The sequence below is a fragment of the Geomonas oryzae genome (assembly GCF_004117875.1).
GTDB lineage: Bacteria > Desulfobacterota > Desulfuromonadia > Geobacterales > Geobacteraceae > Geomonas > Geomonas oryzae.
In genome coordinates, this window is the sequence record NZ_RAHW01000001.1 from 606,092 (window position 1) to 632,352 (window position 26,261).

Here is a 26,261-nt window from a genome sequence, read left to right on the forward strand (position 1 = left end):
GCGTCACAGGTTGCAGCTTCACCCACCCCCCAGCCCCCTCCCGTCAAGGGAGGGGGAGCGAGGAGCACCGACATGAACAACCCGCTCGACAGCACCGCCTTCGTGCTCATCTGGATCGGCTTTCCGCTCCTTGTTGGAAGCGTGGCGGCGCTATTTTTCTTCTGGGGGATGCGCAACGGCCAGTTCGCAGACCAGGAGCGCGCCCGCTACCTGCCGCTGGAATCCGGTTGCGAGGAGGAGCCCCCCACGCTGCCGGACCCGCGCAGGACCGAACGGGGTTGCCGGGAAGTTGCACAGGTGCCTGCGTCTGCGCAGCCCGGACGTCATGAGACAGGCCTAGGCACCGAAAATGGTGCGGGAGGTACGCGTCCATGCTGACCCTCTACCTCTACGTGCTGCAAAACCAGTGGCTCGTCATGGCGCTTTTGTGCGGCCTGGCACTCGTAATCGCCACCGCGCTCGTCTACCAGGCGCTCTGGCTGCCGCGCGGGACCGAGAAAAAAAGCGAGGAGATCAAGGTGAGGGGACCGGCTAGCTTCCTCGCCTGGCTGCGCTCCTTCATGCCCTGGGTCATCATCCTGCTCTTTCTGGCCTGCATCGCGTTCACCTGCTTCGAGATCTCGTACAACGCCGGCATCCCCCCCAACTGGTGAGGCCAACATGGAAGAAAAACCGGAATACGACGAGCAGCAGGAGCTGCGATCCCCCTGGGAGTGGGTGATCCTGATCGTCTTCAGCGCGGCCCTCATGGGGTACGGCTGGCTGGTCTACCTCCTCGTCCAGGACGGGGCGAGGCGCTGGGACTTCGGGCAGCTGCCGGACGCGCCGGCGGAGTCGATCTACTCGAGCGAGCAGCCGCGCAGACCGGCGCAACGCCAGATCCAGGCGCTGCCGGAGGCGATACCGCTGCAACCGGCACAGAAACGCGGCAAGGACGGGGAGAAAAGATGAAGAAGCTGATCGCCTTCATGGTCCTGGCACCCCCGTTGTTCGGGGCGGTGGTTTTCAGCTGGATCCTGGTCCGGGGACCGAGGATGACGGTGCAGCACCACATTCGGGAATTCCAGATGGTGTTGCCGGGACCCGCACCGGGGAGCGTGAGCGTGACCTCGGCCACATCGGCACCGGCCGAGGAGGGAGCAGGGGGGGTGACGGGACCCAAGGCGACTCCGGCGCTGCTCGCCCAAGGGAGGATCTACTACAGCTATTACTGCCTTTTCTGCCACGGTGTCGCCGGCGCCGGTGACGGGCCGGTTGGAAACAGCTACGTGCCGAGGCCCGCCGACCTGCGCCATGCGTCGGTGGGCGCCTACCCGGACGGGGAATTGCTGCAAAGGATGCTGACCGGTGCGGGACACGAGCCGGTGCTCGAACGTGTGGTGCCGCAGCGGCACCGCTGGCCCCTGGTCGCCTACCTGCGTTCGCTCAGCTCCTCCAGGTGAACGGGAGCAGCCCGCTTCCAGGAGGCTCATGCGAAATAAAGACAAATCCCCCCCGTCCCCCCTTCGCAAAGGGGGGGGCGCGAGGTCACCTGCAGCGCTTCGTGGACACACCTGCCGTCGTTCCCCCGAATTTATTTAAGAACCTTCCCCGAGAGCACCTCCTGCACCAGCTTGGCGAGCTCTTCCATCTGGAACGGTTTCTTCAAAAAGGCGGCACCTTCCCTCTTCACGCTCTCGTCGTCGAGGATGGCGGCGGTGTAGCCGGACATGTAGATGCATTTAGCCCCCGGCCTCACCTTGCGCAGGGCTGCCATCATCTCCTGCCCGCGCATCCCGGGCATGAGGACGTCGGTCAGCACGAGGTCGATCTCCACCTCAGGGTTTTCCGCCACGGCGAGCGCCTCGCGGGGATCGGCAATGGCAAGGCATCGGTACCCCATGCTTTCGAGCATGGACGTAGTCAGGTCGCGCACCATGTCCTCGTCCTCCACAAGGAGCACCGTTCCGCTCCCCCGAGCCGGGACCGGCGCCTCCTGCTCCGGCTCCTGGCACCGCGCTTCCCGGCACCTCGGGAAGAAAACCTTGAAGGTGCTGCCGCAACCGGGCTCGGTCTCTACCTCGATGAAGCCGCCGTTCTGGGTGACGATGCCGTACACCGTCGCCAGCCCGAGCCCGGTCCCCTTCCCTTGTCCTTTCGTCGTGTAGAAGGGTTCGAAGATGTGACGGCGCGTCTCGGCATCCATCCCCTCGCCGGTATCCCGGCACTCGATCCGGACGAAACCTCCCGGCGCCACCCCAGGGGAGCCCGGCGGGGACTCCCTCAACTCGCAGTTGCCGGTGGCGATGGTGATGGTCCCCCCCTGCGGCATGGCATCGCGCGCGTTCACCGCGAGGTTCATGATGATCTGGTCCAGTTGCACCGGGTCGATGTTGATCTGCCACAGACCTTCCCCCGGCACTACGACGATGGCGATGTGCTCGCCGATCAGACGCCCGAGCGACTTGCGCAGATCATCCAGCATGGCGTTGACCTGGACCGGCCTCGGCGTGACCACCTGCTGCCGGGAGAAGGCAAGGAGCTGGGAGGTGATGTCGCGAGACTGCTCCGCAGCCTTCAAGATCTGCCTCAGGTGCTCTTTGAGCGCCGGCTCTTCCGTCTTAAAGGAGGCGAGCTCGGCGTTGCCCAGGATGACGGTGAGCTTGTTGTTGAAGTCGTGCGCCACCCCGCCCGCCAGGCGCCCCACCGATTCCAGCTTCTGGGCCTGGCGCAGTTGCTCCTCGATGGCGCGGCGCTCGGTGATGTCGCGCACCGTGGCGATTACCCCGACCACCTCCCCGGAGGCGCTGCGCAGGGGAGCGGAGGCGTCCGAAAGCCAGATGCTCCGCCCGGCCGCGTCGCGCCCGCTGAATTCCAGAGTCACCGGGGCCCCTCCTCTCAAAAGCTCCTCCAGGCGCGCCAGCAGCCCCTCCTCCTTGAGCTGAGGGAAGACCTCACCGGCTTTTTTCCCCAGCGCGTCTGCGGCTTTGACGCCGCTCAGCTCCTCCATGTACGGGTTCCAGACCAGGTAGCGCAGCTCGCGGTCGTACACGACGATCCCCTCGCGCGCACTGTTGATGATCTCCTGGCTGAACTGCAGGGCGTCCGAGAGCCTTTCCGCGTGGAGCTTCTTCTCGGTGACGTCCTCGTAGACCCCGAGCACCCCCCAGATCGCCCCCCCCTTGTCCCTCAGCGGCATCTTGCTCGTGTCGATCCAGATCACGCTGCCGTCCGCCTGGGTCAGGTTCTCGATGATGTGCATCTTGGCCCGGCCGCTCTCCATGACGGCCCGGTCGTCCGCCAGGTACCCCTCGCACTCCTCATCGGTCCAGGGGAGGTCGTGGTCGGTCTTCCCCACCACCTCGGACGGGTCGGCAAGCCCCGCACCCGCGGCGAACTCGCGGTTGCACCCCATGTAGACGCTGTCCCGGTCTTTCCAGAAGATCGACTGCGGGATCGAGTTCATGATGTGGCGCAGGACGTCGTTGGTAAGGCGCAGCTCTTCCAGGGCCTGGTGCAGCTCGCCGTAGGGACGCTGCACCGCGGCGGCGAACACGCCGTGGTAGATCATGGCGAAGGCGATCAACTTGTACAGGTGCCCCAGCACGTTGTAGGTGTCGTAGACGCTTTTATAGACGGTGAAGACCAGCTCGCTGAAGATGCAGAGGACGAAGGCGCAGACGAAACAGCGGTAGTGGAATTCCTCCGACGCGTTGAGCCGCCAGAGGTAGACCGCCGTGGCGAGGCAGAGCAGGATGATGATGAGCCATTCCGCCCCCTTCTTGAACGGGGTGAGCCCGTAGCCCGGTACGAAGGTCGCGGGGAGCGCATCAGGAAAGAAGGTGACCAGGACGAAGACGGCGCCGGTCACCGCGAGGACCGCGGCGAGAAGCGGCCAACGCCCGAACCGGTCCGAACGCCCCTCCTTGCCTACGAAGCCGCTGGCGAGGAAAGAGGCCGCACCGAAGAGGCGGACCGCGATCCAGAACTGGGTGGACTTGTTTGGGGAGTTGGGGGTGATGAAGGAAGGCATCCCCGGGTAACCCATGGTGTGCATGAAGTCCATGAGGCCGATCCCGAGGAAAGCGACGCCGAGAAAGAGCGTGTGCCGGTCTCCGCTTTGGCTGTGCGAGAACCAGGCGGCCCCGAAGATGGAGAGGGAAACCATGACGCTGAAGAATTCAACGGTGTTGTGGAAGACCAGGTAGTCGGACGCATCCAGCACCAGGTAAAGCGCTGAGGGGAACAGTTCGACGAGAAGAAACGGGAAGGCCGCCACAAGGCTAACCGCGACGAGCACCACCCGACTTCGCATTGGCATGTCGATCCGAATCATGGTCACTTTCCCGGGGGCTGCGTATCAGGATCAGGCTACATGCACACCTTCAGCACCTGCTCGAGGTCCGTCTCCCCCTGCATCATCTTCAAAAGGCCGTCCATCTTCAGGGTCCACATCCCGTCATCCATGGCGATGCCGCGCAGCTCGTCCATACCCTTGCCGTGCCTGATGGCGACCTTAACCGCCTCGGTCCCGGTCATGAGCTCGTGCAGCGCGATGCGCCCCTTGTAGCCGGTTCCCCCGCAGCTGTCGCAGCCGACCGCCTTCATGAAGTTCACTTCCTTGAACTCGGGGATGACGTTCGGCCTCTCCCCCGCGATCTGCCTGAGCGCCGCCACGGCCTCGTCGTAGCGCTGCCGCTGGTCGGGCGCCGGCTTCTTGCAGTTCGGGCAGAGCCTCTTGGCAAGGCGTTGCGCCAGGATGCCGAGGAGCGCGTCGGAGAAGTTGAAGGGGTCCATCCCCATCTCGATCAGGCGCACCGCCGCCTCCGGGGCGGAGTTGGTGTGCAGGGTGGAGAAGACGAGGTGACCGGTGAGTGAGGCCTCGATGGCGATCTTCGAAGTCTCGGCGTCGCGCATCTCTCCGATCATGATGACGTCCGGGTCCGCGCGCAAAAAGGAGCGCAGCGCCTCGGCGAAGGTGAAGCCGATCTTCGCGTTCACCTGCACCTGGCAAAGCCCCGCCTGCGTGATCTCGACCGGGTCCTCCGCGGTCCAGATCTTGCGCTCCTGCGTGTTGATGTGGCCGAGCGCCGAGTGCAGCGTGGTGGTCTTTCCCGACCCGGTAGGTCCTACGCAGAGGATGATGCCGTGCGGCTTATCCAGGATATCTATGAACCGTTCCAGGTTGTGCGGCGTGAGACCTAGCCCGGTCAGGGGGTAGGGCTTGCTCGCGGCGAGAAGCCTCAGGACCGCGGCCTCGCGCCCCCCCACCATCGGGGTGATCTCGACGCGGTACTCGAGCATCTTTTGCCGGTAACGGAGCAGGATCTTGCCGCTTTGGGGACGGCGCCGCTCGGCGATGTTCAGGTCCGCCATGATCTTTATGCGCACCAGGATGGCACCCTTGTAGGAGGCGGAAACCTTGTGCGCCGCCACGCACTCCCCGTCGATACGGTAGCGGATCCCCAGCGGCTCGTTGCCGCTCCCCGGCTCGAAGTGGATGTCGGAGGCCCCCTGGTTGTAGGCGTCGATGAGGATGCGGTTCACCAGCGAGATGATCTTCGAGTCGGGCTCGAAGAGCAGGCGCGTATCGTCCGCCTCCTCCTCGATGGTGACCGTCTCCGCCTCCCCCTTCATCGAGTTCAGCAGGGTATCCACGGTGTCGATCCGGTTCCGGTAGTACTTCTCGATCGCCGCGGCGATCTTTTGCTGCGGGGCAACGACGAGCTCGGTGGCGAAGTTGGTCGAGAACCTCAGGTTGTCGCCGATGCTGAGATCGGTGGGGGAAGAGGTGGCGACGGTAAGGGTCCTACCCTCAAGCGAGATCGGGAAAACCTTCAGGCGGGAGGCGAGCCCCTCGGAGATGGCGCCGAGTGCCGCGTCGCTCGGGATCACCGTGTCGAGGTCGACGTAGCGGAGCCTGAACTTGGTCGCGAGCGCCGAGAGGAGCTGCTCTTCGGTGATGAGCCCCTTCATGATGAGAAGCTCGCCCACCTGCAGCTTCTTCCCCTTCTGGCTCTTGAAGGCCGCCTCCACCTGCTCGCGGGTCACGAGCCCGGACTCGACCAGGATGTCCCCCACCCTCGCGTGGTGCATGAGGGCGTGCTCCTGCGCCTCACCTTCGTCGACGGCATCGGCCAGAAGGATCGCGGCGTCGGCATCGCCCCCCTTTGCCTGCTCGGACTGCAGCCTTATCGCCGCCTCCACCTTTTCCGGTGAGACGTACCCCTGGTCCTCGAGGATCTGCCCGGTGCGCCGGTCGTCCTGGCGGTATCTTACGCCCGAGTCGGTGAAGAAGGCGGTGCAGTAACTCTCCTCCCCCTGCAGCATGCCGAGGAATCCCTTGAGGAACTTGCCGTTGGCCGGGACGGCAACCCTGAAGGTCTCACCGGCGATGGTCTGCACCTCCTCGACGGTCTCTTTCCCGCCGCCGATTCCCGCAGGGGGATTCAGGAAACGTATGTAGCAGATCTCGTCCAGCGAGAAGGTGAGCGTCTCCCTCCCCCCTTCCACCTGTACCTCTATCTCGCTGTCCTGATACTTGAAGGAGCGGGTGAGTACCCCCCTCACCTCGTCTCCGGTTTTCAGCCTTATCCTCAATTCGTTCATGTTCGTTACCTCTCGGCGCCTCTCCCGCGCCGGGTTTATGCCGCATCCCCGGCCTGGATGCCGGTACGTCGGTCTTGCATCAGACGGTCTTCATCGGTGAAAAAACGTGCCACTTTCTCGGCGTTCACCGGCCGCGAGATCAGGAAGCCCTGGATCTCGTGGCACCCCTGGTCCTTCAGGGCCTCAAGCTGTTCCACCGTCTCCACGCCTTCCGCCACGATCTGCATGTTGAGGCTTTTGGCCATGGCGATGATCGCGGTGACGATGGCCTGATCCTCGGTGCTCTTCATCATGTTGAGGATGAAGGTACGGTCTATCTTCAGCGTGTTGATGGGGAACCGGTGCAGATAGGAGAGCGACGAGTAGCCGGTGCCGAAATCGTCCACGGAGACGGTGATCCCCATCCCGCGCAGCTCCCCAAGCACACGGCAGGTGTACTCGTCGTTTTGCATGAGCGCCCCTTCGGTGATCTCGATCTCGAGCAGCGTCGGGTCGAGTTCCGTCGTCGCGAGCACCGCGAGGATCGCCTCCTTCACGTCCTGGCGCTGGAAGTGGAAGGGGGAAAGGTTCACCGCCACCCGCACCGGGGGATGCCCCGCCTCCTGCCAGTCCTTCGCCTGCCGACACGCGGTGCGCATGACCCAGTCGGTGAGCTCGGCGATCAAGCCGCTCTCCTCGGCGAGGCGGATGAAGCGGTCCGGTCCCAAAAGCCCCAGTCTCGGGTGCATCCAGCGCACCAGCGCCTCGACGCTCGTCACCTTCCCGGTCAGGACGTCGACCTTGGGCTGGTAGTGCAGCACGAACTCACCCTGCACCACCGCCTGGCGCAGGTCGGTGAGCAGGGTGACCCGTTCGCTTGCGTGCTCGTTCATCCTCTTCTCGAAGAGGGCGTACACGTTCTTGCCGGCGCCCTTCGCGTGATACATGGCGATGTCGGCGTTCATCAAAAGCTCGTCCACCGTCTTGCCGTCGTAGGGGAAGAGGGTCACGCCTATGCTCGCGGTGACGTGAATCTCGCTTTCCCCGAGCCGGAAGGTGTCGGCAAAAAGAGCTACCAGTTTCTGCGCCACGAGGGCCGCGTTCTCCGGCGTGGCGATGTTCTGGCAGAAGACGGTGAACTCGTCGCCGCCCAGCCGCGCCACGGTGTCGCAGCTTCTAACCACCGTCGAAAGCCGGCTTGCCACCTCGATGAGGAGCAGGTCGCCGATCCGGTGCCCGAGGGTGTCGTTGATGTCCTTGAAGTGGTCGAGGTCGATGAAGATCACCGCCACCGCTTCCCGTGCCCGTCCTGCGAGCGAGAGGGCCTGGCTCAGCCGGTCGTAGAACAGGGTCCGGTTCGGGAGCCGGGTCAGGGGATCGTAGTGCGCCAGCTGCTGCAGGTGCGCCTGGCGCTGCCTGAGGATCTGGTTGCGCTCCTCGATCTCGCAGAGCATCTCGTTGAAGCCGTCGTAGAGAAGGCCGATCTCGTCGTTCGAAGGCTTCTGCACGCGCAGGGAGAAGTTCTTGCTGGCGGAAACCTCCTTCATGGTGGCGAGCAGTTCCAGAAGCGGCGACGACACCATCTGCTGCAGCCGTGCGGAAAAGAGGTAGGCGGCCACGAAGGCGGCGCCCATGAACAAAAACGCCGCGAGAAGGGTCCACCCCAGGTTGCGCAGAAACCCCGAGGCGTTGGCATGGAGCACCACGGTGCCGACCGGCTCGCCGTCGAGATAAATCGTCTTCACCGCGCTTGCGTATCCGGAGGAAAACGAGCTCCGGTAGGCGTCGTCTTGTACCTGTCGTACCGCCCGGGTGATGTCGGCGGGTGTCGCCCCCTCGGGAAGGAGCTCCAGGGGGAGCTTCGCCCGCGCCGCACCCGGCGCCAGGTACCGGGCGAAGAGTCGGCCGTCCTTGGTGATGATGTACGCCGCCAGGATGGAGCTCTTCGCCGCCAGGGGGCGCACCGTGTCCTCCGCGGACTTCGGGTCGTTGAAGACGACCGCGGAGGCGCTGTTTTCCCCGATCACCTCCGCTATGGAGACGAGGTCCTCCTCCTGGGCCCGGTAAAGCACCTTCGCCTCCCGCGCCACGAAGAAGAGCGAGGCGAGGATGAGGGTCGCCGTGCAGCAAAGCATGATGATCAGCATCAGCTTGCGTTGCAGCGGGAGGTTTCTTATGAAATGCTCTCCGGGACGGCTCATGAATCACCCTCTTTTAGGATCCTGGCCAACTTGAGGAGTTGCGAGCTGATCTTGAACCGGGACTGGTGCGCCGCCTTCATGTTGATCTCGAAACGGACCCGCCCCTCCTGCTCCACGAGCCCGATGATCCCCCCCTGGCGCGCGAAGTCCGGGACATCCCCGACGGTGAGCACCGACCTCCTTCGCGCCAGGTCGAGGACCCCCGCCAGGTAGCGTTTCTCCACCCCGCTCACCACGAGAACGTGGCACTCGCCCAGCTCTTCACCGACCTGCAGGTGCCTCACCAGGACCGGATGCCCCAGCACCGTCTTGCCCCGGTACGGCTCCAGCGCCGCCGCAAACGGGCCGCGCCCCATGCTGCAAATCATGAGGGGGGCGCCGTTCGAGGCGAAGGCCCCCGCCGGCCACTCGATGTACTTCGCCATGTTGTAGACCATGGCCCCCTTCACCTGGTACTCCTGCGCCCCCTCGGCCCCGAGGGGCCGGGGCCCGGACAGAAAGAGGGAGGCGGCCACAAGACCCACGGCAAGCCGGCGCGTCATGTTGAAAAGGTTCGGCATCGGCATCTCCCCTAGAACCGGTAGCTCACCTGGAGCCGGTAGGTCCTGCCGTCCTGCGGAATCACGTTCTGCACGTGATCCGTGGTGGCGGGATCGACAATACGGCGGTCCAGGAGGTTGTAGACGGAGACGGAGGTTTCAAGCCCGGGGAGCAAGGCGGTGGAGAAGAGCGTCGCGTTGGCGACCGCGTACCCCCCCGCCGACACCTGGGCGTCGTTGTGGGTGAAGTCGCGCCGGCTCACCCCCTGCAGCTCGATACCGGCGAAGAGCTTCTTCCGGTACAGGGGCGCCGTCACGTTGAGCTTCACCAGGTGCCTGGGCGAGTAGTCCAGGCGCTCATCGGTCACGTCGTTTCGCGCCGAGACGAAGCCGTAACTCGCTCGGGCCGAGAAGCCGGTGTTCCACTGCCCCTCGACCTCGAACTCTCCTCCGAGCGCCTTAACCCGCTCTATGTTGGCGAAGGCCACCTGCGTTGCCGAGACGTCCTCGTAACTGATCAGGTTGTCGATCTTGTTGTAGAAGAGGCTCGCGCTGGTGCGCACGATGTCGCCGTAGTACTGCTCCCAGATCGCCTCGTAAGTGCGCACCGTCTCGGGCCTAAGCGACGGGCTCGTGGCGTAACCGTTGAAGACGTCGTTGTAGTAGAGCTCGTAGGCGTTGGGAGCCCGAAACGCCTTGCCGTAGATCAGCTTGAAGACGGTCCCCTCCACGGGAGTGTAGATGAGTGCCAGGCGCGGACTCGTCGCGCCGCCGAAGGTTTCGTAGTGGTCGTAGCGCACCCCCGCGTTCAGGATCAGTTCATCCAGGATGCGCAGCTCCGCCTGCCCGAAGAGGGCCCAGAACAGGTCGCTGTGGTCGTTCTCCACGCTGCGCCCCCCGGGGACCAGGTCTACGTTCGGGATTTCCAGTTGGAAGGTGTCCCTAAAGCGGGTGCCGCCGGTCAGCTGCAGCCTCGGGAGCACCTGCCGGCTTGCCTGTGCCTCGGCGCCCCACCAGCGCGCCAGGTGGTCGTCCCGGTTCACGTAGGTGGCGGGATAAGAAATGGGATCTCGGGCGTCGCGCTCGTAGGCGAAGTCGCCGATGAAGCGGTACTCGTCGTAGAAGAGCCGCGCGGTCACGCTGGTCCCCTCGAAGGCCTTGTCGTATTTGAGATCGAGGAAGCTGCGCCGGTCGGTGGACTTGGTGCGGGGGTCGTCGAAGATGGTGCCGAAGGATGCGGTCGGGATGCGCTTGTCGCGCGAGACGAGGGCGCCGGTCAGGGTGAAGTCGCGCAGGTGCCCGGAGGCGAATAGCGAGTAGTTGCTGTCGCGGTCCATGTTGTCCGCGATGCCGTTGTTGGTGGCGGGGTCGTTGAACTCGGGATAGAAGAGGCGGTCGTCGCCGCGGCTTACGTAACGTGAACCGGAGACCAGGAACTCGCCGCCGTTGAACGCCTTCCCGAAGGTGAGGCGCCCCGAGCCGCTCTTCTGGCTCCCGAAGCTTCCCGCCGCCTCCACGCCGTCCAGTTGCTTGCCGCTTTTGCTGATCACGTTGATGACGCCGAAAAAGGCGCCCGCGCCGTAGAGCGAGGAGCTTGGTCCCCTGATGATCTCGATGCGGTCGACGAGGGCCAAGTCGAGGATGAATTCGGTACCTATGGCGGCGGATTCGTAGATGACGTCGTTGACCTGGTGCCCGTCGAGCAGCAGGAGAACGCGGGTGTTGTAGTCGCCGGGGCGGTTGAAGCCGCGCGTCCCTATGTAGCTGTAGTTGCGGTCGTAGGTGGCGAAAAAGCCGCGCGTCGCCTTCAAGACGTCCGCCAGGGTGCGCCACCCGTAATGCCTGATCTCGTCCGAGGTCACCACGGTCACCGACGCCGGCGCCTCGGTCACCACCTGCTCGAACTTGGAGACGCCGTAGACCTTTTCCACCTTCAGGTTGGTGAGCTGTTCCAGGTCCATGGCGCCCAGGTCCTGGGCGGGCTGCTCGACGGCGTCATCCGCGCGCGCCGTCCCGCAGAGCAGGGAGAGCAGCAAGCCGGCCAGGGACACCAGAAGCCTGCAACGGTTTCTTGTCATCGTCTTCCTCCAGCAATCCACTTCCTCTGTACCAGTGCCGGCTGGTCGGAACAACGAGCCCGAGGAAGAAGGAGCTGCAATGTATCAAGCAGGTGGCCGAAGCTGCCTGATAGGTAACGGATCATTTAATATTTTATTATTATTGTCAATGTTTAATATTGTATCTGCGCCCCTGTACTGCTATGCGACATAGAAGTCGGGACAACCAAGTCAAGTCTCGCAACTGATACTTTGTTAAACGCCAATAGTTGGTATCCGTTGCAATGCGGGGAATCGTATCATACATAAGGTACATTGCAATTGAGCATATAAGCCTTCTTCACTTCCTGTTCTCCCAATTGACCTATGTCACTTTTCGGCTGTTCTTCCGCGAAAATTAGCACGGTGATACGCGACTGAGGAAAGTCCTTCCGAAAACGAAAAAGGGCCAGTTAAGCTGGCCCTTTTTCCGTCGGTTTTTACTGTGTGGTGTTCGTACTAGGCGGGGATATGCTCCGCGGCGCCGATTTCGGTCAGGTAGAGACGGACCGTGACGGAGCAGTCCGAGCCTGCGCCCTTCACCAAAGCCACCACCTTCTCGAGAATGGCTCCCGCCAGCTTGTTCTCCACGGCGGTGCGGGGCCCGAGGCTGCGTGCGAGCACTATGATGCGCAGGTCCGCCCCGGTGTCGCGGCCGCTCGCCTGGGAGAACTGCAGCGAGATCTGCTCCGGTTTGAGGATCGCCATCTTGCCGCCGCGGATTTCCAGTAACCCTGAAATGATGGAAGGGACATCCTTCGCGAGGGCGTCCAGCACCTCGTCCTTCACATTCGCCTTATGGACTATCGCCACATTCATGATTACTTCCTCCTTGTGCAGTATGAGCGGTGAACAATCGGGGCAGTATAGAAGAAAATGAGTGATACATCAATAAAGAGAATAAAAAAGGACCAGCGTGATCACTGGTCCTGTGAAAGTAGAGGCTGTGAGAGTTGGTGCTACGGCAGCGTGAAGAAGAAGATGGCCCCCTGTCCCCTTTGCGACTCCGCCCGGATCTTTCCCTTATGCCGCTGCACGATGCGGTGCACCGTGGCGAACCCGATGCCGTTACCGTCGAACTCCCTTCCGTGCAGGGTCTGCTCATATCGCCACTGCTGGATGTTTAAAATTTATCAAAAAACAGCTCACGCTAGTTAATAGCAAGATTAAATACAACAAAAAAATGTGATACGTTTCTTCGCGGGTACTATGGCACCAAAATGTTCGTACTATTCAAGAAAGGCTCCATGTTCTATGCTGCCGAAACCGCTGCCGCCACTGCGGCACTGCGGGTGACCAGCAATCATTTTATGGACAGGAGGCCTTCGTGAAAGTTATCGCAATCAACGGCAGCCCGAGGAAGAAATTCAATACTGCTCAGGTGCTGCAAAAAGCGCTGGACGGGGCAGCTGCGAAAGGGGCGGAGACGGAACTGATTCATCTGTACGACGTCGACTTCAAGGGGTGCACGAGCTGTTTTGCCTGCAAGCTGAAGGACGGGAAGAGCTACGGGAAGTGCGCCATGAGAGACGGGCTTACGCCGGTTTTGGAGAGGATCGCACAGGCGGACGCCCTGGTGCTTGGCTCGCCGATCTATTTCGGAAGGGTTACCGGTGAGATGAGCTCTTTCATGGAAAGGCTCCTCTTCCAGTACTTCGTCTACTCCCAGCCGCCGGCGTCCCTGTTCGGCAGCAAGATCCGCACCGGGTTCATCTACACCATGAACGTCCCGGAGGAACTGATGCAGCAGTGGAACTACCAGGTCCACACGTCGGGAAATGAGAACTACCTGCGGGCCATTTTCGGCGAGTGCGAGTCGCTTTACTGCAACGAGACGCTTCAGCTTACGGACTACAGCAAATACGTCTTCAGCTACTACGACCCCGAGCAGCGGCGGGAACGGCACAGCGTGCTCTTCCCGGAGAACTGCCGCAAGGCGTTCGAGATGGGCGAGCGGCTGGTAACAATGGCATAAAGGATGGCACCCTCCCCCACTGCCCCTTCCGGCAAGTCTCCACTAAAACAAAAAGGCGTCGGCATTGCCGACGCCTTTGCTTTTTCGATGCAGCATGACCAGCGAGAACGCGCTAGGGTATCCTCGACGCGAAGGAGACACCGTCGACGATAAGCGTTTTGTTGTCGTCCGAGACTGCAATACTCCCGGTTCCCGAGTTGACGCCCCAGTCACCGTTGGTATCGACTGCAGCGTTTGTCGTTATGACATGGGTCGCAGGGTTCCAGGTGTAGGTACCACTCTCGATGCCGGGCCAACCGCTGCCATCGGGCGTTCCATCGTGGGCGAGCATGAAGGTTGTGTCGTTGATGATGGTGATGGCGATGGAGCCTCCCGGGCCGGGGCGATACCATCCACCGACGAGCGCGTTGGTGCCGGAAGGAAGGACACGGGTCGCAAAGGCGGAATCGTTGACGAGAAGGGTATTGTTGTCCGCCGACACGGTCAGTTTGAGCGGCCCTGCATTGGAGAAGCCCCACTGTCCGTTGGTATCCGCCGTCACGGTGGGGATGAAGGCGCCGGTGCTCTCATTCCAGGTGTAGGTGCCGGACTCCATCCCCGGCGTCCCTGATGGATCGGCCTGCACGTCACCGTCATGAGCCATCATGAACCTCTGGCCGTCGACGAAGTTGATGACGACGGGCCCCTTCGCCTGTCCCGCGTTGGGATATGCGGCATACCAGCTTCCCACGAGCTTGGAGGTAGCGGTGCCGAATTCGGTAACGGCGGTGGCGATGGCGGTGGCAGGCGACGCGTTCCCGAAGGCGTCATACGCAACCACGGTATAGCTGTACTTGGAACCCGCAGCGAGCCCGGTGTCGGTGAAAGTCGTCCCGGTCACCGTGCCGACCTGGGAAGCGCCACGGAAGATTTTGTACGCGGCCACCCCGACGTCGTCGGTCGCGGCGGTCCAGGTGAGTTTTATCTGGGTGGTCGAGAGGGCGATCGCACTCAGGTTGGTGGGGGCGGTCGGCGGGACGGCGTCGGGCGTGACGTTCAAAAAGGCGTTGATCACGCTTTGCAACTCGCTGAGAGAGACCTTGCCGTCGAGGTTCAGGTCTCCCGGAAGAGCGGTCCCGGCGCTCGCCGGAAAGGGCATCAACATGGCCGCCGCAACGGCGGTGAACAGACTTCTCCTCAGATTCTCCTTAAACATGATCCCCTCCCCAGGAACATCATTGCATAAGTCTTATTGGTCCTCACAAAAAAAGCTACCTGCTAGTACACTGTTTCATTTCTCATGTCAACACGAATCAAGCAGGTTTTTCAAAGACATAGAACGGGCATGAAGACTTTGACGCGTCCATCCCCCCCTGCTGAACCACCTCCATTGGTAGTTATAGACCTACGCGTTACGCTTTTTCCCTCCGCCTTTACTTAAAGTTTAGCTCTGTGGTTCCCGATGAATGGATCAATGAGATGTGCAACTGGGAAAAGGGAGGAACCATGCCGATTGTAACTTGGGACGGAAGCTTGGCGGTCGGGCACGAAATGATAGATGAACACCACGAACACCTCGTGGAACTGCTCAATAAAGCGTATGACGAGTTCTGTGAAAAGAAAGCCGCTCAACATATCGCCGCTGTGCTCGATGAACTGGCGGACTATGCGACGTACCACTTCGCCCAGGAAGAGCTCCTCATGGAGGAGACGGACTACCCCCGCAAGGAAGAACACCTGCTGGATCACGCCTATTTCGTAAAAAGGATCGGTGAAATCCAGAGGGATTTTGCCACCGGCGGAGTTCCCATCTCTCTCGAGATCATCTCATTCCTCAGGGGATGGCTCGTAAGACACATATCGCAGAGCGATGCAGATCTCGGTGCTCACGCGGCTAAGGTCAACAAAAAGCCTGTCATCATCACCCTCGACTGATCCCGGTCGTAACCAACCTACAATGAATATGGTAGCGGCAAGGCACAGGGCACCGCGCGTCCCTGCCTTGCCAGGACCATGTCCACCTCCCCCTCCCTCACAGCACTTCTTGAATTGGTTTAAGTTCTGCCATATAGAGCCGATATCTACGCTCAACGGGATCCGTTTGTCCAACAGAGCCCACTGAACGAGACATTTCACATTTTATGGCTGTCGATGCATACCTCAGCTGTCCCACACAGCTCACTAAAGAGGATCATAGAATGAACGGGACGAAGCGATGCGCCGGACTCTGATCAATCGGTTGCCGATACGCAAAAAGATGATGCTGATCCTGATGATTACCAGCGGGTTCACACTCATTCTCGCCTCGCTCACCTTCGTGGCTGGGACCTTCATATGGGCGCGCGTCGCGATGCGGCAAGAGCTCTCGGCACTCGCCTCGATCGTCGGGCACAACAGCTCGGCGGCGCTGGCCTTCGGCGACCGGACCGACGCACGGCGCACCCTGCAGTTTCTCGAGGACAGGAAGTACATCCTGGAGGCCCACATCCTCTCAGAGGACTTCCAGCCCTTCGCCTCGTACCGCGCGGCCGGAGCGCAATCATCGACGAGATCTGGAAGGGAGCTGGCCAGGGAAGCGGCGCGAGATGGCTTCTGGGATATGGACGGCGACATGGTGGTGGCCCGCAGGATCTCCCTTGAGGGGCAACCGCTGGGGACCGTGGTGATCCGGGCAGACTACCGGGAGCTGAACGCGCAGTTGACCTGGTTCCTTGGCTCGGTACTCATCGTGATGCTGGGAAGCCTCGCCTGCTCGTACTTCGTGTCTTCGCGGCTGCAGAGCGTCATCTCGGCCCCCATAGGGGGACTCGCCCGCACCATGGCGGCGGTCTCCCGGGACCAGAACTACGCGATCCGCGTGGAGAAGGTGAGCGACGACGAGATCGGGGCGCTCATGGACGGCTTCAACGAGATGCTCGGGCAGATCCAGGGAAGGGACGAGGAGCTCGCAAGCTACCGCAATAAGCTCGAGCAGAAGGTCGCCCAGCGCACCAGGGAACTCGACCTCACCGTGGCAGAACTCCAGCGCGCCATGGAGGCGGCCCAGGCGGCAAGCCGCGCGAAGTCGCAGTTCCTCGCCAACATGAGCCACGAGATCCGCACCCCCATGAACGGGATGCTGGGGATGACCGAGCTTCTCATGGCGACCAAACTGGATGAGCAGCAGAAACGTTTCGTCTCCTCGGTGCGCCGCTCGGGGGAGGCGCTCCTCGCCATCATCAACGACATCCTGGACTTCTCGAAGATCGAGGCCGGGAAGCTCGAGCTCGAAGAGTCCACCTTCAGCCTGCAGGATACCGTGTCCGACGTGGTCGAGCTCCTTGCGGAGAGCGCACACCGGAAGGGGCTGGAAATCGCGACCCTGGTCGAGAAGGACGTCCCCGCCTCGCTATTGGGAGATCAGGTAAGGGTGCACCAGATCCTCATGAACCTCGTCGGGAACGCGGTGAAGTTCACCGACCGGGGGGAGGTGGTCATCTCCGGTACGCTCCAGGAGGATAACGGCGACGAGGTGACGGTGCTCATGAAGGTAACCGACACCGGCATCGGCATCCCCGATGAGGTGAAGGAGCGCATCTTCAGCGGCTTCTCCCAGGCGGACAACTCGACGACACGCAAGTACGGCGGCACCGGTCTCGGGCTCACCATCGCCCGGCAGCTGGTGGAGCTCATGAGGGGAGAAATCGGTGTCGAGAGTGTTCCCGGGCGCGGTTCCACCTTCTGGTTCACACTTAGGCTGCGCAGGGAACCCACGGTACGCAACGGCACGACCGAACCGATCCCGCTGGCCGGCTACCACGCGCTCATCGTTGACGACAACTCGACCAACCTGAGCATCATGCACCACGAGCTGGCGGGATGGGGGATGACCGCGGACATGGCGGACAACGCCGGGACCGCCCTCGACCTCATGCGCAGCGCGGTCGACGCCGGCTCACCCTACCAGCTCGCGATACTCGACATGCAGATGCCCGGCATGAACGGGATCCAGTTAGCGCGCGCCATCAAGTCGGAACCCGCCCTGGAGGCTACCCCGCTCCTCATGGTCACCTCCGTCGGGCAATACGGTGACGAGGAGGAGGCGATCCGTGCCGGAATCGGATGTTACATCAGCAAGCCGGTGCGTCAGTCGCGCCTTTTCAATGCCGTCATAGACCTTCTGGGAGTGGGGATGAGCAGTGCGGCACAGCCGATGCTGACGGCGCAGCCGGGTCCGGCGCAGTTCGGTGCGAGGATACTCCTGGTTGAGGACAACCCGGTGAACCAGGACGTCGCCACCGCGATGCTGGAAAGCTGCGGCTGCCGGGTGAGCGTCGCCAATAACGGCTCCGAAGCGCTCCACGTCGTCGCCCGGCAGGAGTTCGACCTCATCTTCATGGACTGCCAGATGCCGATCATGGACGGCTATGCCGCAACCAGGGCGATCAGGGATAAGGAACGGGATGCGGGCCCGGACGGGATGCGACGCACCATCATCGCGCTGACCGCGCACGCCATGCGCGGCGACCGAGAGCAGTGCTTCGCCGCCGGCATGGACGACTACCTGACCAAACCGTTCACGCAGGCGCAACTGGTGGCGATGCTGCAGCGCTGGCTCACTGAGGCTGAGGTGTGTGCGCCCGGCGGCGCGGAAGGCTCGCAGCGCTGCGAGCCTTCCGGCGACGGGTTCGACCCTTCCGCGCTCGAAGAGATCCGGGCCCTGCAGCAGCCGGGGAAGCCAAGCCTGCTGTGGAAGGTGATCGGCTCCTACGAGAAATCGAGTCCGCTGCTCGTCGCAGCCATGCGCGAGGGGCTGCACCGCGACGACCAACAGGAGGTGCACCGTGCGGCGCACACGCTGAAATCGAGCAGCGCCTCGCTCGGCTGCATCGCCCTCTCCGATTCCTGCCGCCGCATGGAGGCCCTGACGATGGAAGGGGGAGGCGCCGACGCCGAGACGCTTCTCCAACAGATAGAATCACAGCACCGGCAGGCGCTGGAATTTCTCGCCGCACTCAGGGAGGAAGAGTCCCTCCCCTCCCCCGAACCAAGGAGTTGACATGGGAAAACAGAGGATCCTGGTCATAGACGACGATGAAACGATCACCTCGCTGCTGCAGGGGATCCTGGAATGGGCCGGTTTCGAGGTCTGCATCGCCGGCAACGCCGCCGAGGCAAACCGGCACATATGGGAGGGGGCCAAGCCTTCGCTCATCGTCCTCGACCTCATGATGCCCTTTCTCTCCGGCGACAAGGTGGCGGGGATTTACAAGGGGAACGAGGCGACCCGCGACATCCCGATCCTCTACATCTCCGGCAAGCCCGAAAGCGAGCTGCAAACGATCGTGAGGGAAACGGGCGCCGCAGGGTACCTGCAAAAGCCGTTTGGTGCCGCCAAGGTCGTCGACGCGGTGCGCGCGGTCCTCGGGTAAGCGGCGAGGAGCGGGGGTGTGATCCCCATACGCCTCCCTCTCTTGCAATCCGGTCAAAATGTCTTACCCTTACCCCTGAATTCTACTTGCTCAGGAGGAACTATGCCTAAGGTTACATTCAAGGGAAACCCGGTGACATTGGTCGGACCGGAACTTAAGGTGGGAGACGCTGCTCCCAATTTCGCCGTGGTCGACAACGCTCTCAGCCAGACAACGCTGGCGAGCTATGAGGGAAAAGTGAAGATCATCAGCGCGGTACCGTCGCTGGATACGCCGGTCTGTGACACGGAAACGAGGCGCTTCAACCAGGAAGCCGCGTCGCTTCCGGGGGACGTGGTGGTTCTCACCATCAGCGCCGATCTCCCGTTCGCGCAGAAGAGGTGGTGCGGTGCCGCCGGTATCGACAAGGTCGTCACGCTCTCCGACTACCGTGACCGCTCTTTCGGCCTTGCCTACGGCGTACTTATCGAGGAGCTGAAGCTTCTCTCCCGCTCCATCTTCGTCATCGATAAAAAGAACGTCATCCGCTACATTCAACATGTCCCCGAGGTGACCCAAGAGCCGGACTACGCGGCGGTGATCGCCGCCGCACGCGAGCTTGCCTGATCCTGAGCTGACGCACCGTTGCAAACCAGAGGCGCCCCCGGTTCAACCGGCGGCGCCTTTTGTTTTTTCTGGACGAAGTCACCTGGTGATAGTAAAAGTGGTCGTCATGGAAGAGAGAATCATGCCCAAAACACAGATGGCGAGCTACCTGCTCGCGGCACTCGCCGTGGTGACCGTGCTCCATTTCCACCTGCTCCCCGCCGTCTTCGCCGGTCTCGCCGTGTACGCGCTTACGGCGAAGCTTGCGCTGCGCCTCCCGGCGAGCTGGGGCGCACTGACCCAGAAGGTGGCCCTCGCCGGGATCATCCTCTTCGTCATCGCGCTCGTGTCCGGGATCTGCCTCGGGCTCTGGTCGTTTCTGCGCGGGCATCACGGCATGGCGAACCTTTTGGACATGACGGCCGAGACGCTCGACAACCTTAAGCGGACCCTCCCGGAAGAGTTGACCGCGGCGCTGCCGGACACGGTGGACGAACTGCGTGAACAGATCGTCACCATGCTGCGCGAGCACGGCAAGAACATCTCCTCGGTGGGGATGTCGGGGGTGAAGACCTTCGCGCACCTGATCCTCGGCATGGTGGTGGGAAGCCTCGCCGTGCTGCACCGCTTCAACCTCGAGGACGGCTTTCCCCTGCTCGCCTACCACCTGCACGCCCGGCTTTTGAACCTGGCCGACGCCTTCGACAAGGTGGTCTTCGCCCAGGTGAAGATCTCGGCGCTGAACACCTTCCTTACCGCGCTCTACCTTGCCGTGGTCCTTCCGCTCCTGGGGATCCACCTCCCCATGGTGACCCTGCTGATCCTGCTCACCTTCGTGGCCGGGCTTTTGCCGGTGGTCGGAAACCTCATCTCCAACTTCACCATCGTACTGATCAGCCTCGGCTTGTCACCTATGGTGGGCGTGGCATCCCTGGCCTTCCTGGTACTGATCCATAAGCTCGAATACTTCACCAACGCCCGTATCGTCGGAGGCGAGGTGAAGGCGAACGTCTGGGAGCTTTTAACCGCCATGCTCGTCATGGAGGCGATCTTCGGCATCGCCGGCCTGGTCGCCGCCCCGGTGGTGTACGCCTGGCTGAAATCAGAGCTCAGGGCCTACCGGCTCGTCTGATTCATGAACGCTGGGCAACACGCACTTTCATAGTAGAATGTGCTGCATGGCCGCCACCATGCCGACATCATTTGCCGTTTCTCCTTCCCCCCTCCCCGAGCGGACGCCGCACTCTCGCCTGCGGGACTCACCGCGCCTCTTTTCGCTCCGCCTGATTCTTTGCCTCGCACTGCTATGCATGGTTTCCCTTACCTGCCGCTTCGCCTGGGCTGCTCCCGGCGCCACGCTGTACTACTTCTGGGGCGTCGGCTGCCCGCACTGCGCGCAGGCAAAGCCTTTCCTCGAGGAGCTGAAGCGCAAGTACCCCGACCTCAAGGTCGAGGCGACCGAGGTGCTGCAGCATAGGGAGAACATCCCGCGCCTCATGCTCATGGCGAAGGAAAGGGGCCGGGAAGCAACCGGGGTGCCGGTCTTCATCATCGGACCGCACTACCTGAGCGGCTTTTCGGAGCAGACCCGCGCGCAGTTGGAAAACGCGGTCCGCGAGGCTCTCACCCCGGCTGGGGGAGCGTCGTCCAAAGCACCCCGGGCCGCAGCGCCGCAGCCGCCGCTTGCCTTCCCGGGACTTGGTGAGCTCGACCCGCAGCGCTACTCGCTTCCCGTCTTCACCCTGGTGATCGCGGCGCTCGACAGCTTCAACCCCTGCGCCTTCTTCGTTCTCTTCTTCCTCCTGAGTCTCCTGATCCACGCCCGGTCGCGGCGCCGCATGCTCCTCATCGGCGGGGTCTTCGTCGGCGCCTCCGGCGTCCTCTACTTCCTTTTCCTCGCGGCATGGCTGAACCTCTTCCTGATCGTCGGTTCGCTTCCGGCCATCACCGCGGCTGCCGGACTCCTCGCGCTCTTCATCGCCCTCGTCAACATCAAGGACTTCTTCCTGTTCCACAAGGGGATCTCCCTTTCCATCCCCGAAGACAAGAAGCCCAGGCTCTTCGCCCGCATGAGGCGGCTTTTGAAGGCGGAATCGCTCCCTTCCCTGCTCGCCGGAAGCACCGTGCTAGCCGTGGCGGCGAACAGCTACGAGCTTCTCTGCACGGCAGGGTTCCCCATGGTCTTCACCCGCGCGCTCACGCTGCACGAGATGGGCAGGCTCGCGTATTACGGATACCTCGCCCTGTACTGCGCCGTCTACGTCGTGCCTCTGGCGGTGATCGTCGTGATCTTCACGGTGACGCTCGGGGGGAGGAAGCTGAGCGAATGGCAAGGGAGGGTGCTGAAGCTGGTATCGGGGGTGATGATGCTCGGGCTTGGGGGGGTGCTCCTCACGCGGCCGGCGCTTCTGAACGACCCGACGACCTCGCTGTTCCTTCTGCTGGCGACCCTGGCGCTCGCCGCGGGTGCCGCCTGGCTGTTCCGGGAGGCGGGGGGGGGAGAGGACCGGGAGGACCGGGATTAGCCTATCGCGAAGCTTTCTGAGAGTACGGATTTTATCGTCGCGTTGAGACTCGCCATGTCGAAAGGCTTCTGCAGGAAGTTGACCCGCGCGCTGTCCACCCCTTTTTGGAGCAGGGTCTCCGCCGCGTAACCGGACATGTAGATGATCTTGAGCCCCGGACGCAGCGCGAGGATCCTTTCCACCGCCTCCCTGCCGCTCGCCCCGGGGAGCATCACGTCGGAGAGCACCAGGTCGATTGCGGTCCCGCGGTCGCGGCAGAGTTCGATCGCCTGGGCCGAGTTCTCCGCCATGAGCACGCGATACCCCATGTGCTCGAGCATCTTCTCCGTCATCCTCCCCACGATCTCGTCATCCTCGATCACCAGCACGGTCCCCGAGCCGTGCGCCGCCGGGAGCGCCCGGTGCTCAGCCGCGCGATCCACGAAGCTCGGGAGGTAGATCCTGAAGGTCGTGCCCGCCTCGGGCGCGCTGGCAACGGTCACGAAGCCGCCGTTTTGGGTGACCATGCCGTAGACCGTGGCGAGCCCCAACCCGCTGCCGCTCCCCACCTCGCGCGTGGTGAAAAATGGTTCGAAAATATGCCGGCTGGTCTCGGCGTCCATGCCGTGGCCGGTATCGGCGATGGCAAGCTCGACGTAATCCCCCGGGAGGGCGTCGAGATGGCTGCTGCAGTCATCCTCGCTGAGGGTTACGTTGCGGGTGACGATGGTGAGATCCCCTCCGTCCGGCATGGCCGCGACGGCGTTGCGCACGATGTTCGACAGCACCTGCTCCATCTGGGCCGGATCGATCTTCACCTTCCACAGGCTCTCGTCCAGGGATAGGGAGACCCGGACCCCGGCGCCCCACACGGCGGACCACCTGGCCGCCAGCGCGGACACCGCATCGTTTATGTCGAGGGTCTTGGGCGAGATCAGCTGCTGTCGTGAAAAGGAGAGAAGTTGCGCGGTGACGTCGCGGGAGTGCTCCGCCGCCTTGCATATCTCGCGCAGACACTCCGTGATGCGCCGGTTGCCTTGGAATTCCATGAGGAGCAGCTCGGCGTACCCGATGATCACCGAGAGCATGTTGTTGTAGTCGTGCGCCACCCCCCCTGCCAGCCGGCCCACCGACTCCATTTTGACGGACTCCCTGAGCTTGTCCTCGAGGAGCTTCTGCTTCGTGATGTCGTTGATGATCAGGCCGCAGTAACCCGGCTTCGCCCTGAAGAGCCAGACCTGGCAGCACCTGGCGTCTATCGTGTAGCGCTCCAGCGCGATCGGTTTTCCTTCCTGCACCAGCCGCCCCAGGCTCTCCAACTGCGCCGTGTCGAACCCGGGGAACACGTCCAGCAGGGTGCGCCCCACCAGCTCCTGCGCCTTCTTGCCGGTGAAGGACTCGAAGGCGGGGTTCACCTCCACGAAACGGAAGTCCGCCGCCCTCTCCCCGGGTCCCAGGAGCATCTGCAGGAGCGCGAAGCCGTTACCCATGTTCTCGAAGAGCAGACGGTACTTCTCCTCGCGCTCCTTCAGGTCCCGGTGTACCGACCGGGCCGAGGCGATGGCCATGGCGCACACGTCGGCCGCCGTGACGGCGAGGTCCAGGTAGCTGCGCGTGTGCTCGGGGGTCGCGAAGCCGCCGAACCAGAGCCAGCCGACGACGTCGTCGTGGGAAAGGCGCACCATGAAGCAGCGCGCGGCCTCCTCGATGTGGAAGGGGGCATCGATGATGCGTTGCGCCAGCGCGCGCAGGGTCTCCTCCCCGGTCGCGCGTGCCCCGTAACGCCTGAGCGCTTTCTCCTTGGCGGCGGGGATGTAGGCGAGTTCCTCTGCCCCGAAGAGAAGCGAGAAGAAGGCCAGCATGTCGTCGACGACCCGCTCCTCGCCGGCCGATTTGGCGACCCGGGAAAGCATGTCGAGAAGGAGCGCGTAGTCGGAGGCGGGGGCGCCCCCCCCGGCCTCAGCCTCCAGCCGCTGCAGTTCTCCCCGCGCCTTCTCCAACTGCAGGGCGAGAAGCTCCGGGGGCACCGGCAGCACCTCTACCGGGCGCTGCACGAAAGTACCGAACGCCCGGACCGCTTCCTCCCCCTCCGGGTTGCATCCGGTGTCGAGAAGGGTTATTCCGGCGCAGCTTTCGGCGAAGAAATCGACGGCCGTGGTGCGGTCGAAGCCCCACCCGTCGAGGAAGCCGCGCCAGTTCGCGGCCCACCCGGAGGTAACCACGAAACTCCCGGCAGCGGTGAGGCGGTCGAAGGTGCGCTCGCCGCAGACAAGTGCGGCACAGTGCGGCTTCTTCAGGACGAAAACCCGGTGGAGGTCGTCCGGAACGGAGCCGAGGGAGGCAAGGCACTCGCCGCCGACGAGGATGGCGGGCTGGCCGTCGCAGATGCGCCGGACGTCTTCCCAGTTGAGGGGGGGACGACCGCAGCAGCCGTGGAAGGTCCGGCAGTCGAACCCGGCGAGGCGCCCCTGCACGATGGCGCCCTTCACCTCGGGTCCGAGGGTTTCGCAGCAGCAGACCAAAGTCGTCTCCATGCTCACCCCCTTCCGCCTTGGAGCGGGTAGCGCCCGTATTCCCGCGCCGCCTGTGCTACCTGCTCCAGGGTCCGTTCCGGCACCTGCCAGGGGATCTCTCCGTGCTGGTCGGACAGGATGAAGCCACCCCCTTGCGCGGCGGCGTCGATGGCGCCCTTCACCTCGGCTATCGCAGCCGCTTCGTCCCAGGAGCGCATGGCGATACCGTTCAGATTCCCGAAAACGGTCAGCCTGCCGCAGCAGCGTTTCTTGACCGCGGCGAGATCCTCCTCCCCGCCGACGCCTACCATCACGGTGCCGCTACCCGCCAGGTCCTCTACCACACCGAGACACGGTCCGGAGGCGAGGTGGGTGGCGGTGGGGCCCTTGATGGCATTGAGAGCCCTGCGCGCTGCAGGCCAGCCGAAGCGACGATAAAGGGAGGGGTCTATCATCTTCGGAGAGGCGAGCGGATCGAAATAACAGATGGCGTGGGCCCCGGCGGCGAGCTGTTCGTTGCCCCATGCGGCGCAAAAGGCGGCGTTCACCTCCATGAGACGTTGCATGAGGTCGGGGCGGTCGAACATGAGGTCCAGGTACGCGTCGAAACCAAGTTGCATGACCGGGAGGGAGAACGGCGACATGACGACCCCGATGATCGGTACGGAATCCCCCACCGCCTGCCTCAATCCGCGCTGCGCCTCGAGGACCCGGACGAGACCGGGGACATCGGTCACCCGCGGCGGGGCGAGCGACTCGATGGCGTCCGCCTTCAGCGGAGGGGCGCCCGCGTTGGGTGGTCCGTCGTCCCTGAAAATGGTGCTCCCCCCCCAGGCTTCCGCCTCGAGCGAGGCATGGAAGAAGGCATAGATGCAGTCGTGTCCGTAACGCCGGAGCATGGCGAGCTGCCCGCGCACCACGTTTTGCGAGCTGGAGAAGTATTCCTCGATGGAAAGCCCGAGCTCCCTGGCGCCATGCAGGGTGAGGAGCAGGAAGAGCGGGACCCGGTCCGGTTCACGGTGCGACAAGGCGGTAAGGACGCGTTCCATGCTGGTCACGGCTCACCTCCGGATACCCGTTTGAGTGCCGGGAGCACCTGAGAGGCGGCGGCGCAGCAGAAATCGGCGCCTACCTCGTCGCAAAGCGACGGGTCGAGCCGGAAAGGAGCCCCTCCGACGATGATACGGCAGCTGACTCCTGCCCGGTCCAGCTTGTCGCGCACCTCGCGCACCTTGAGGGCCGAGGGGAGCATGAGCGCCGAGATGAGGAGCACCCGGACCGAGTCCTCCTGCACCCGCCGCACCAGTTCCGCGGCGGTCACCGTGCCGTAGTCGAGGTAATCGACGCCGCCCCCCCTGAGCACGAACCCTACGAGACGCTTGCCGAGGAGGTGGTAGTCCTCCAAAACCGCGAGGGCGACGCGGTCCTCACTTTTACGGTTCGGGGGAGCGCCGCGGAAGGATTGTTCCATGAAATCCTCGCACAGCCGCCCGCTCATGTACACGTGGGACAGCGAGAGTTCGCCGCGATCCCATTTCTCGCCGATGCCGGCAAGGGCCGGGGTGATGAACTGTTCGCAGAAAAAAAGGGGGGTAAGACCGGAGGCCGAGTAGATCCGCTGCAGGGCGAGCCGGTCCATGTTGACCAGGGCGAGCTCAAGGAGATCGGCGGATGGACGGGCAGATACGTCAGATAGGTGGCCGGTGGGGTACGACACAATCATGTATCACTCCGGATAGCAAGTTGCGCAGTAAGAACTCAGTCAACATCTGTCAAAACGTAGGAAGAACGGAAAGCTGTGTAGGATTTTGTAACAAGGTACACCCGCCTCTACCAATAGTCCATCTAAAAATCGTCCAATGTTCCAATAATCGCCGGTGCTTATCGTGGC

General features: G+C 63.0%; 22 protein-coding genes. 11 read left to right on the forward strand and 11 right to left on the reverse strand.

Annotated elements, in window-relative coordinates; all coding sequences use genetic code 11:
* Nucleotides 1-72 precede the first annotated feature (72 nt).
* From ccoS to D6Z24_RS02765, 4 genes are read left to right on the forward strand one after another with little or no spacing between them, the layout of a single operon-like run.
* Nucleotides 73-378 (forward strand): cbb3-type cytochrome oxidase assembly protein CcoS, encoded by a 306-nt coding sequence (gene ccoS, locus D6Z24_RS02750; protein ID WP_129125007.1) that lies wholly within the window; start codon nucleotides 73-75, stop codon nucleotides 376-378.
* Nucleotides 372-653, forward strand: coding sequence for a hypothetical protein (locus D6Z24_RS02755; protein WP_246014541.1), 282 nt, complete (start codon nucleotides 372-374; stop codon nucleotides 651-653). Before ccoS ends, D6Z24_RS02755 begins: the two co-directional genes overlap by 7 nt.
* Before the next feature lie 7 nt (nucleotides 654-660).
* Nucleotides 661-951 (forward strand): hypothetical protein, encoded by a 291-nt coding sequence (locus D6Z24_RS02760; RefSeq protein WP_129125008.1) that lies wholly within the window; start codon nucleotides 661-663, stop codon nucleotides 949-951.
* Nucleotides 948-1,442, forward strand: coding sequence for a c-type cytochrome (locus D6Z24_RS02765; RefSeq protein ID WP_129125009.1), 495 nt, complete (start codon nucleotides 948-950; stop codon nucleotides 1,440-1,442). Before D6Z24_RS02760 ends, D6Z24_RS02765 begins: the two co-directional genes overlap by 4 nt.
* A 131-nt stretch (nucleotides 1,443-1,573) precedes the next feature.
* On the opposite strand, the gene D6Z24_RS02770 is transcribed toward D6Z24_RS02765, so the two are convergent.
* The 7 genes from D6Z24_RS02770 to D6Z24_RS21915 form a co-directional block, all read right to left on the reverse strand.
* Nucleotides 1,574-4,315: a hybrid sensor histidine kinase/response regulator gene (locus D6Z24_RS02770; protein ID WP_129125010.1), complete on the reverse strand. Its 2,742-nt coding sequence runs from the start codon at nucleotides 4,313-4,315 to the stop codon at nucleotides 1,574-1,576.
* Between the two features lie 35 nt (nucleotides 4,316-4,350).
* Nucleotides 4,351-6,588 carry a GspE/PulE family protein gene (locus D6Z24_RS02775; RefSeq protein WP_129125011.1) on the reverse strand — a complete coding sequence of 746 codons (2,238 nt, stop codon included), beginning with the start codon at nucleotides 6,586-6,588 and terminating at the stop codon, nucleotides 4,351-4,353.
* Between the two features lie 35 nt (nucleotides 6,589-6,623).
* Nucleotides 6,624-8,768, reverse strand: coding sequence for a putative bifunctional diguanylate cyclase/phosphodiesterase (locus D6Z24_RS02780; RefSeq protein WP_129125012.1), 2,145 nt, complete (start codon nucleotides 8,766-8,768; stop codon nucleotides 6,624-6,626).
* Complete coding sequence (locus D6Z24_RS02785; RefSeq protein WP_246014542.1) at nucleotides 8,765-9,328, reverse strand: YfiR family protein; 564 nt, start codon at nucleotides 9,326-9,328, stop codon at nucleotides 8,765-8,767. Before D6Z24_RS02785 ends, D6Z24_RS02780 begins: the two co-directional genes overlap by 4 nt.
* A gap of 11 nt (nucleotides 9,329-9,339) precedes the next feature.
* Complete coding sequence (locus D6Z24_RS02790; protein WP_129125014.1) at nucleotides 9,340-11,385, reverse strand: TonB-dependent receptor plug domain-containing protein; 2,046 nt, start codon at nucleotides 11,383-11,385, stop codon at nucleotides 9,340-9,342.
* Between the two features lie 477 nt (nucleotides 11,386-11,862).
* Nucleotides 11,863-12,222, reverse strand: coding sequence for a hypothetical protein (locus tag D6Z24_RS02795; protein ID WP_129125015.1), 360 nt, complete (start codon nucleotides 12,220-12,222; stop codon nucleotides 11,863-11,865).
* A gap of 140 nt (nucleotides 12,223-12,362) precedes the next feature.
* Complete coding sequence (locus D6Z24_RS21915) at nucleotides 12,363-12,533, reverse strand: ATP-binding protein (protein WP_129125410.1); 171 nt, start codon at nucleotides 12,531-12,533, stop codon at nucleotides 12,363-12,365.
* A gap of 197 nt (nucleotides 12,534-12,730) precedes the next feature.
* Between D6Z24_RS21915 and D6Z24_RS02805 the strand changes: the two genes are divergently transcribed.
* A complete protein-coding gene (locus tag D6Z24_RS02805; RefSeq protein WP_129125016.1) occupies nucleotides 12,731-13,378 on the forward strand; it encodes a flavodoxin family protein in 648 nt (215 codons plus the stop codon).
* 112 nt (nucleotides 13,379-13,490) lie between these two features.
* On the opposite strand, the gene D6Z24_RS02810 is transcribed toward D6Z24_RS02805, so the two are convergent.
* Nucleotides 13,491-14,573, reverse strand: a complete 1,083-nt coding sequence (locus tag D6Z24_RS02810) for a fibronectin type III domain-containing protein (RefSeq protein ID WP_129125017.1) — start codon at nucleotides 14,571-14,573, stop codon at nucleotides 13,491-13,493.
* A 290-nt stretch (nucleotides 14,574-14,863) separates the two neighbouring features.
* Between D6Z24_RS02810 and D6Z24_RS02815 the strand changes: the two genes are divergently transcribed.
* From D6Z24_RS02815 to D6Z24_RS02840, 6 genes are all read left to right on the forward strand, one after another.
* A complete protein-coding gene (locus tag D6Z24_RS02815; protein WP_162605062.1) occupies nucleotides 14,864-15,292 on the forward strand; it encodes a bacteriohemerythrin in 429 nt (142 codons plus the stop codon).
* A 280-nt stretch (nucleotides 15,293-15,572) separates the two neighbouring features.
* Nucleotides 15,573-18,395: a response regulator gene (locus D6Z24_RS02820; protein ID WP_129125019.1), complete on the forward strand. Its 2,823-nt coding sequence runs from the start codon at nucleotides 15,573-15,575 to the stop codon at nucleotides 18,393-18,395.
* Nucleotide 18,396: 1 nt separating this feature from the next.
* Entirely contained in the window at nucleotides 18,397-18,768 is a 372-nt protein-coding gene (locus tag D6Z24_RS02825) for a response regulator (RefSeq protein WP_129125020.1), read from the forward strand.
* 102 nt (nucleotides 18,769-18,870) lie between these two features.
* The gene (gene tpx, locus D6Z24_RS02830) at nucleotides 18,871-19,374 is read left to right on the forward strand and encodes a thiol peroxidase (protein WP_129125021.1); all 504 of its coding nucleotides are present in this window, start codon (nucleotides 18,871-18,873) and stop codon (nucleotides 19,372-19,374) included.
* A 121-nt stretch (nucleotides 19,375-19,495) separates the two neighbouring features.
* Complete coding sequence (locus D6Z24_RS02835) at nucleotides 19,496-20,485, forward strand: AI-2E family transporter (protein ID WP_246014543.1); 990 nt, start codon at nucleotides 19,496-19,498, stop codon at nucleotides 20,483-20,485.
* A 178-nt stretch (nucleotides 20,486-20,663) separates the two neighbouring features.
* Complete coding sequence (locus D6Z24_RS02840; RefSeq protein ID WP_246014544.1) at nucleotides 20,664-21,878, forward strand: glutaredoxin family protein; 1,215 nt, start codon at nucleotides 20,664-20,666, stop codon at nucleotides 21,876-21,878.
* Here the strand turns inward: D6Z24_RS02840 and D6Z24_RS02845 are convergent.
* Genes D6Z24_RS02845 through D6Z24_RS02855 form a run of 3 tightly spaced genes read right to left on the reverse strand, consistent with a single transcriptional unit; the run spans nucleotide 21,875 to nucleotide 26,093 of the window.
* Nucleotides 21,875-24,391 (reverse strand): ATP-binding protein, encoded by a 2,517-nt coding sequence (locus tag D6Z24_RS02845; RefSeq protein ID WP_129125023.1) that lies wholly within the window; start codon nucleotides 24,389-24,391, stop codon nucleotides 21,875-21,877. The genes D6Z24_RS02840 and D6Z24_RS02845 overlap by 4 nt on opposite strands.
* Nucleotides 24,392-24,393: 2 nt before the next feature.
* Complete coding sequence (locus tag D6Z24_RS02850; protein ID WP_129125412.1) at nucleotides 24,394-25,419, reverse strand: uroporphyrinogen decarboxylase family protein; 1,026 nt, start codon at nucleotides 25,417-25,419, stop codon at nucleotides 24,394-24,396.
* A gap of 5 nt (nucleotides 25,420-25,424) precedes the next feature.
* Complete coding sequence (locus tag D6Z24_RS02855) at nucleotides 25,425-26,093, reverse strand: cobalamin B12-binding domain-containing protein (protein ID WP_129125024.1); 669 nt, start codon at nucleotides 26,091-26,093, stop codon at nucleotides 25,425-25,427.
* Nucleotides 26,094-26,261: the final 168 nt, after the last annotated feature.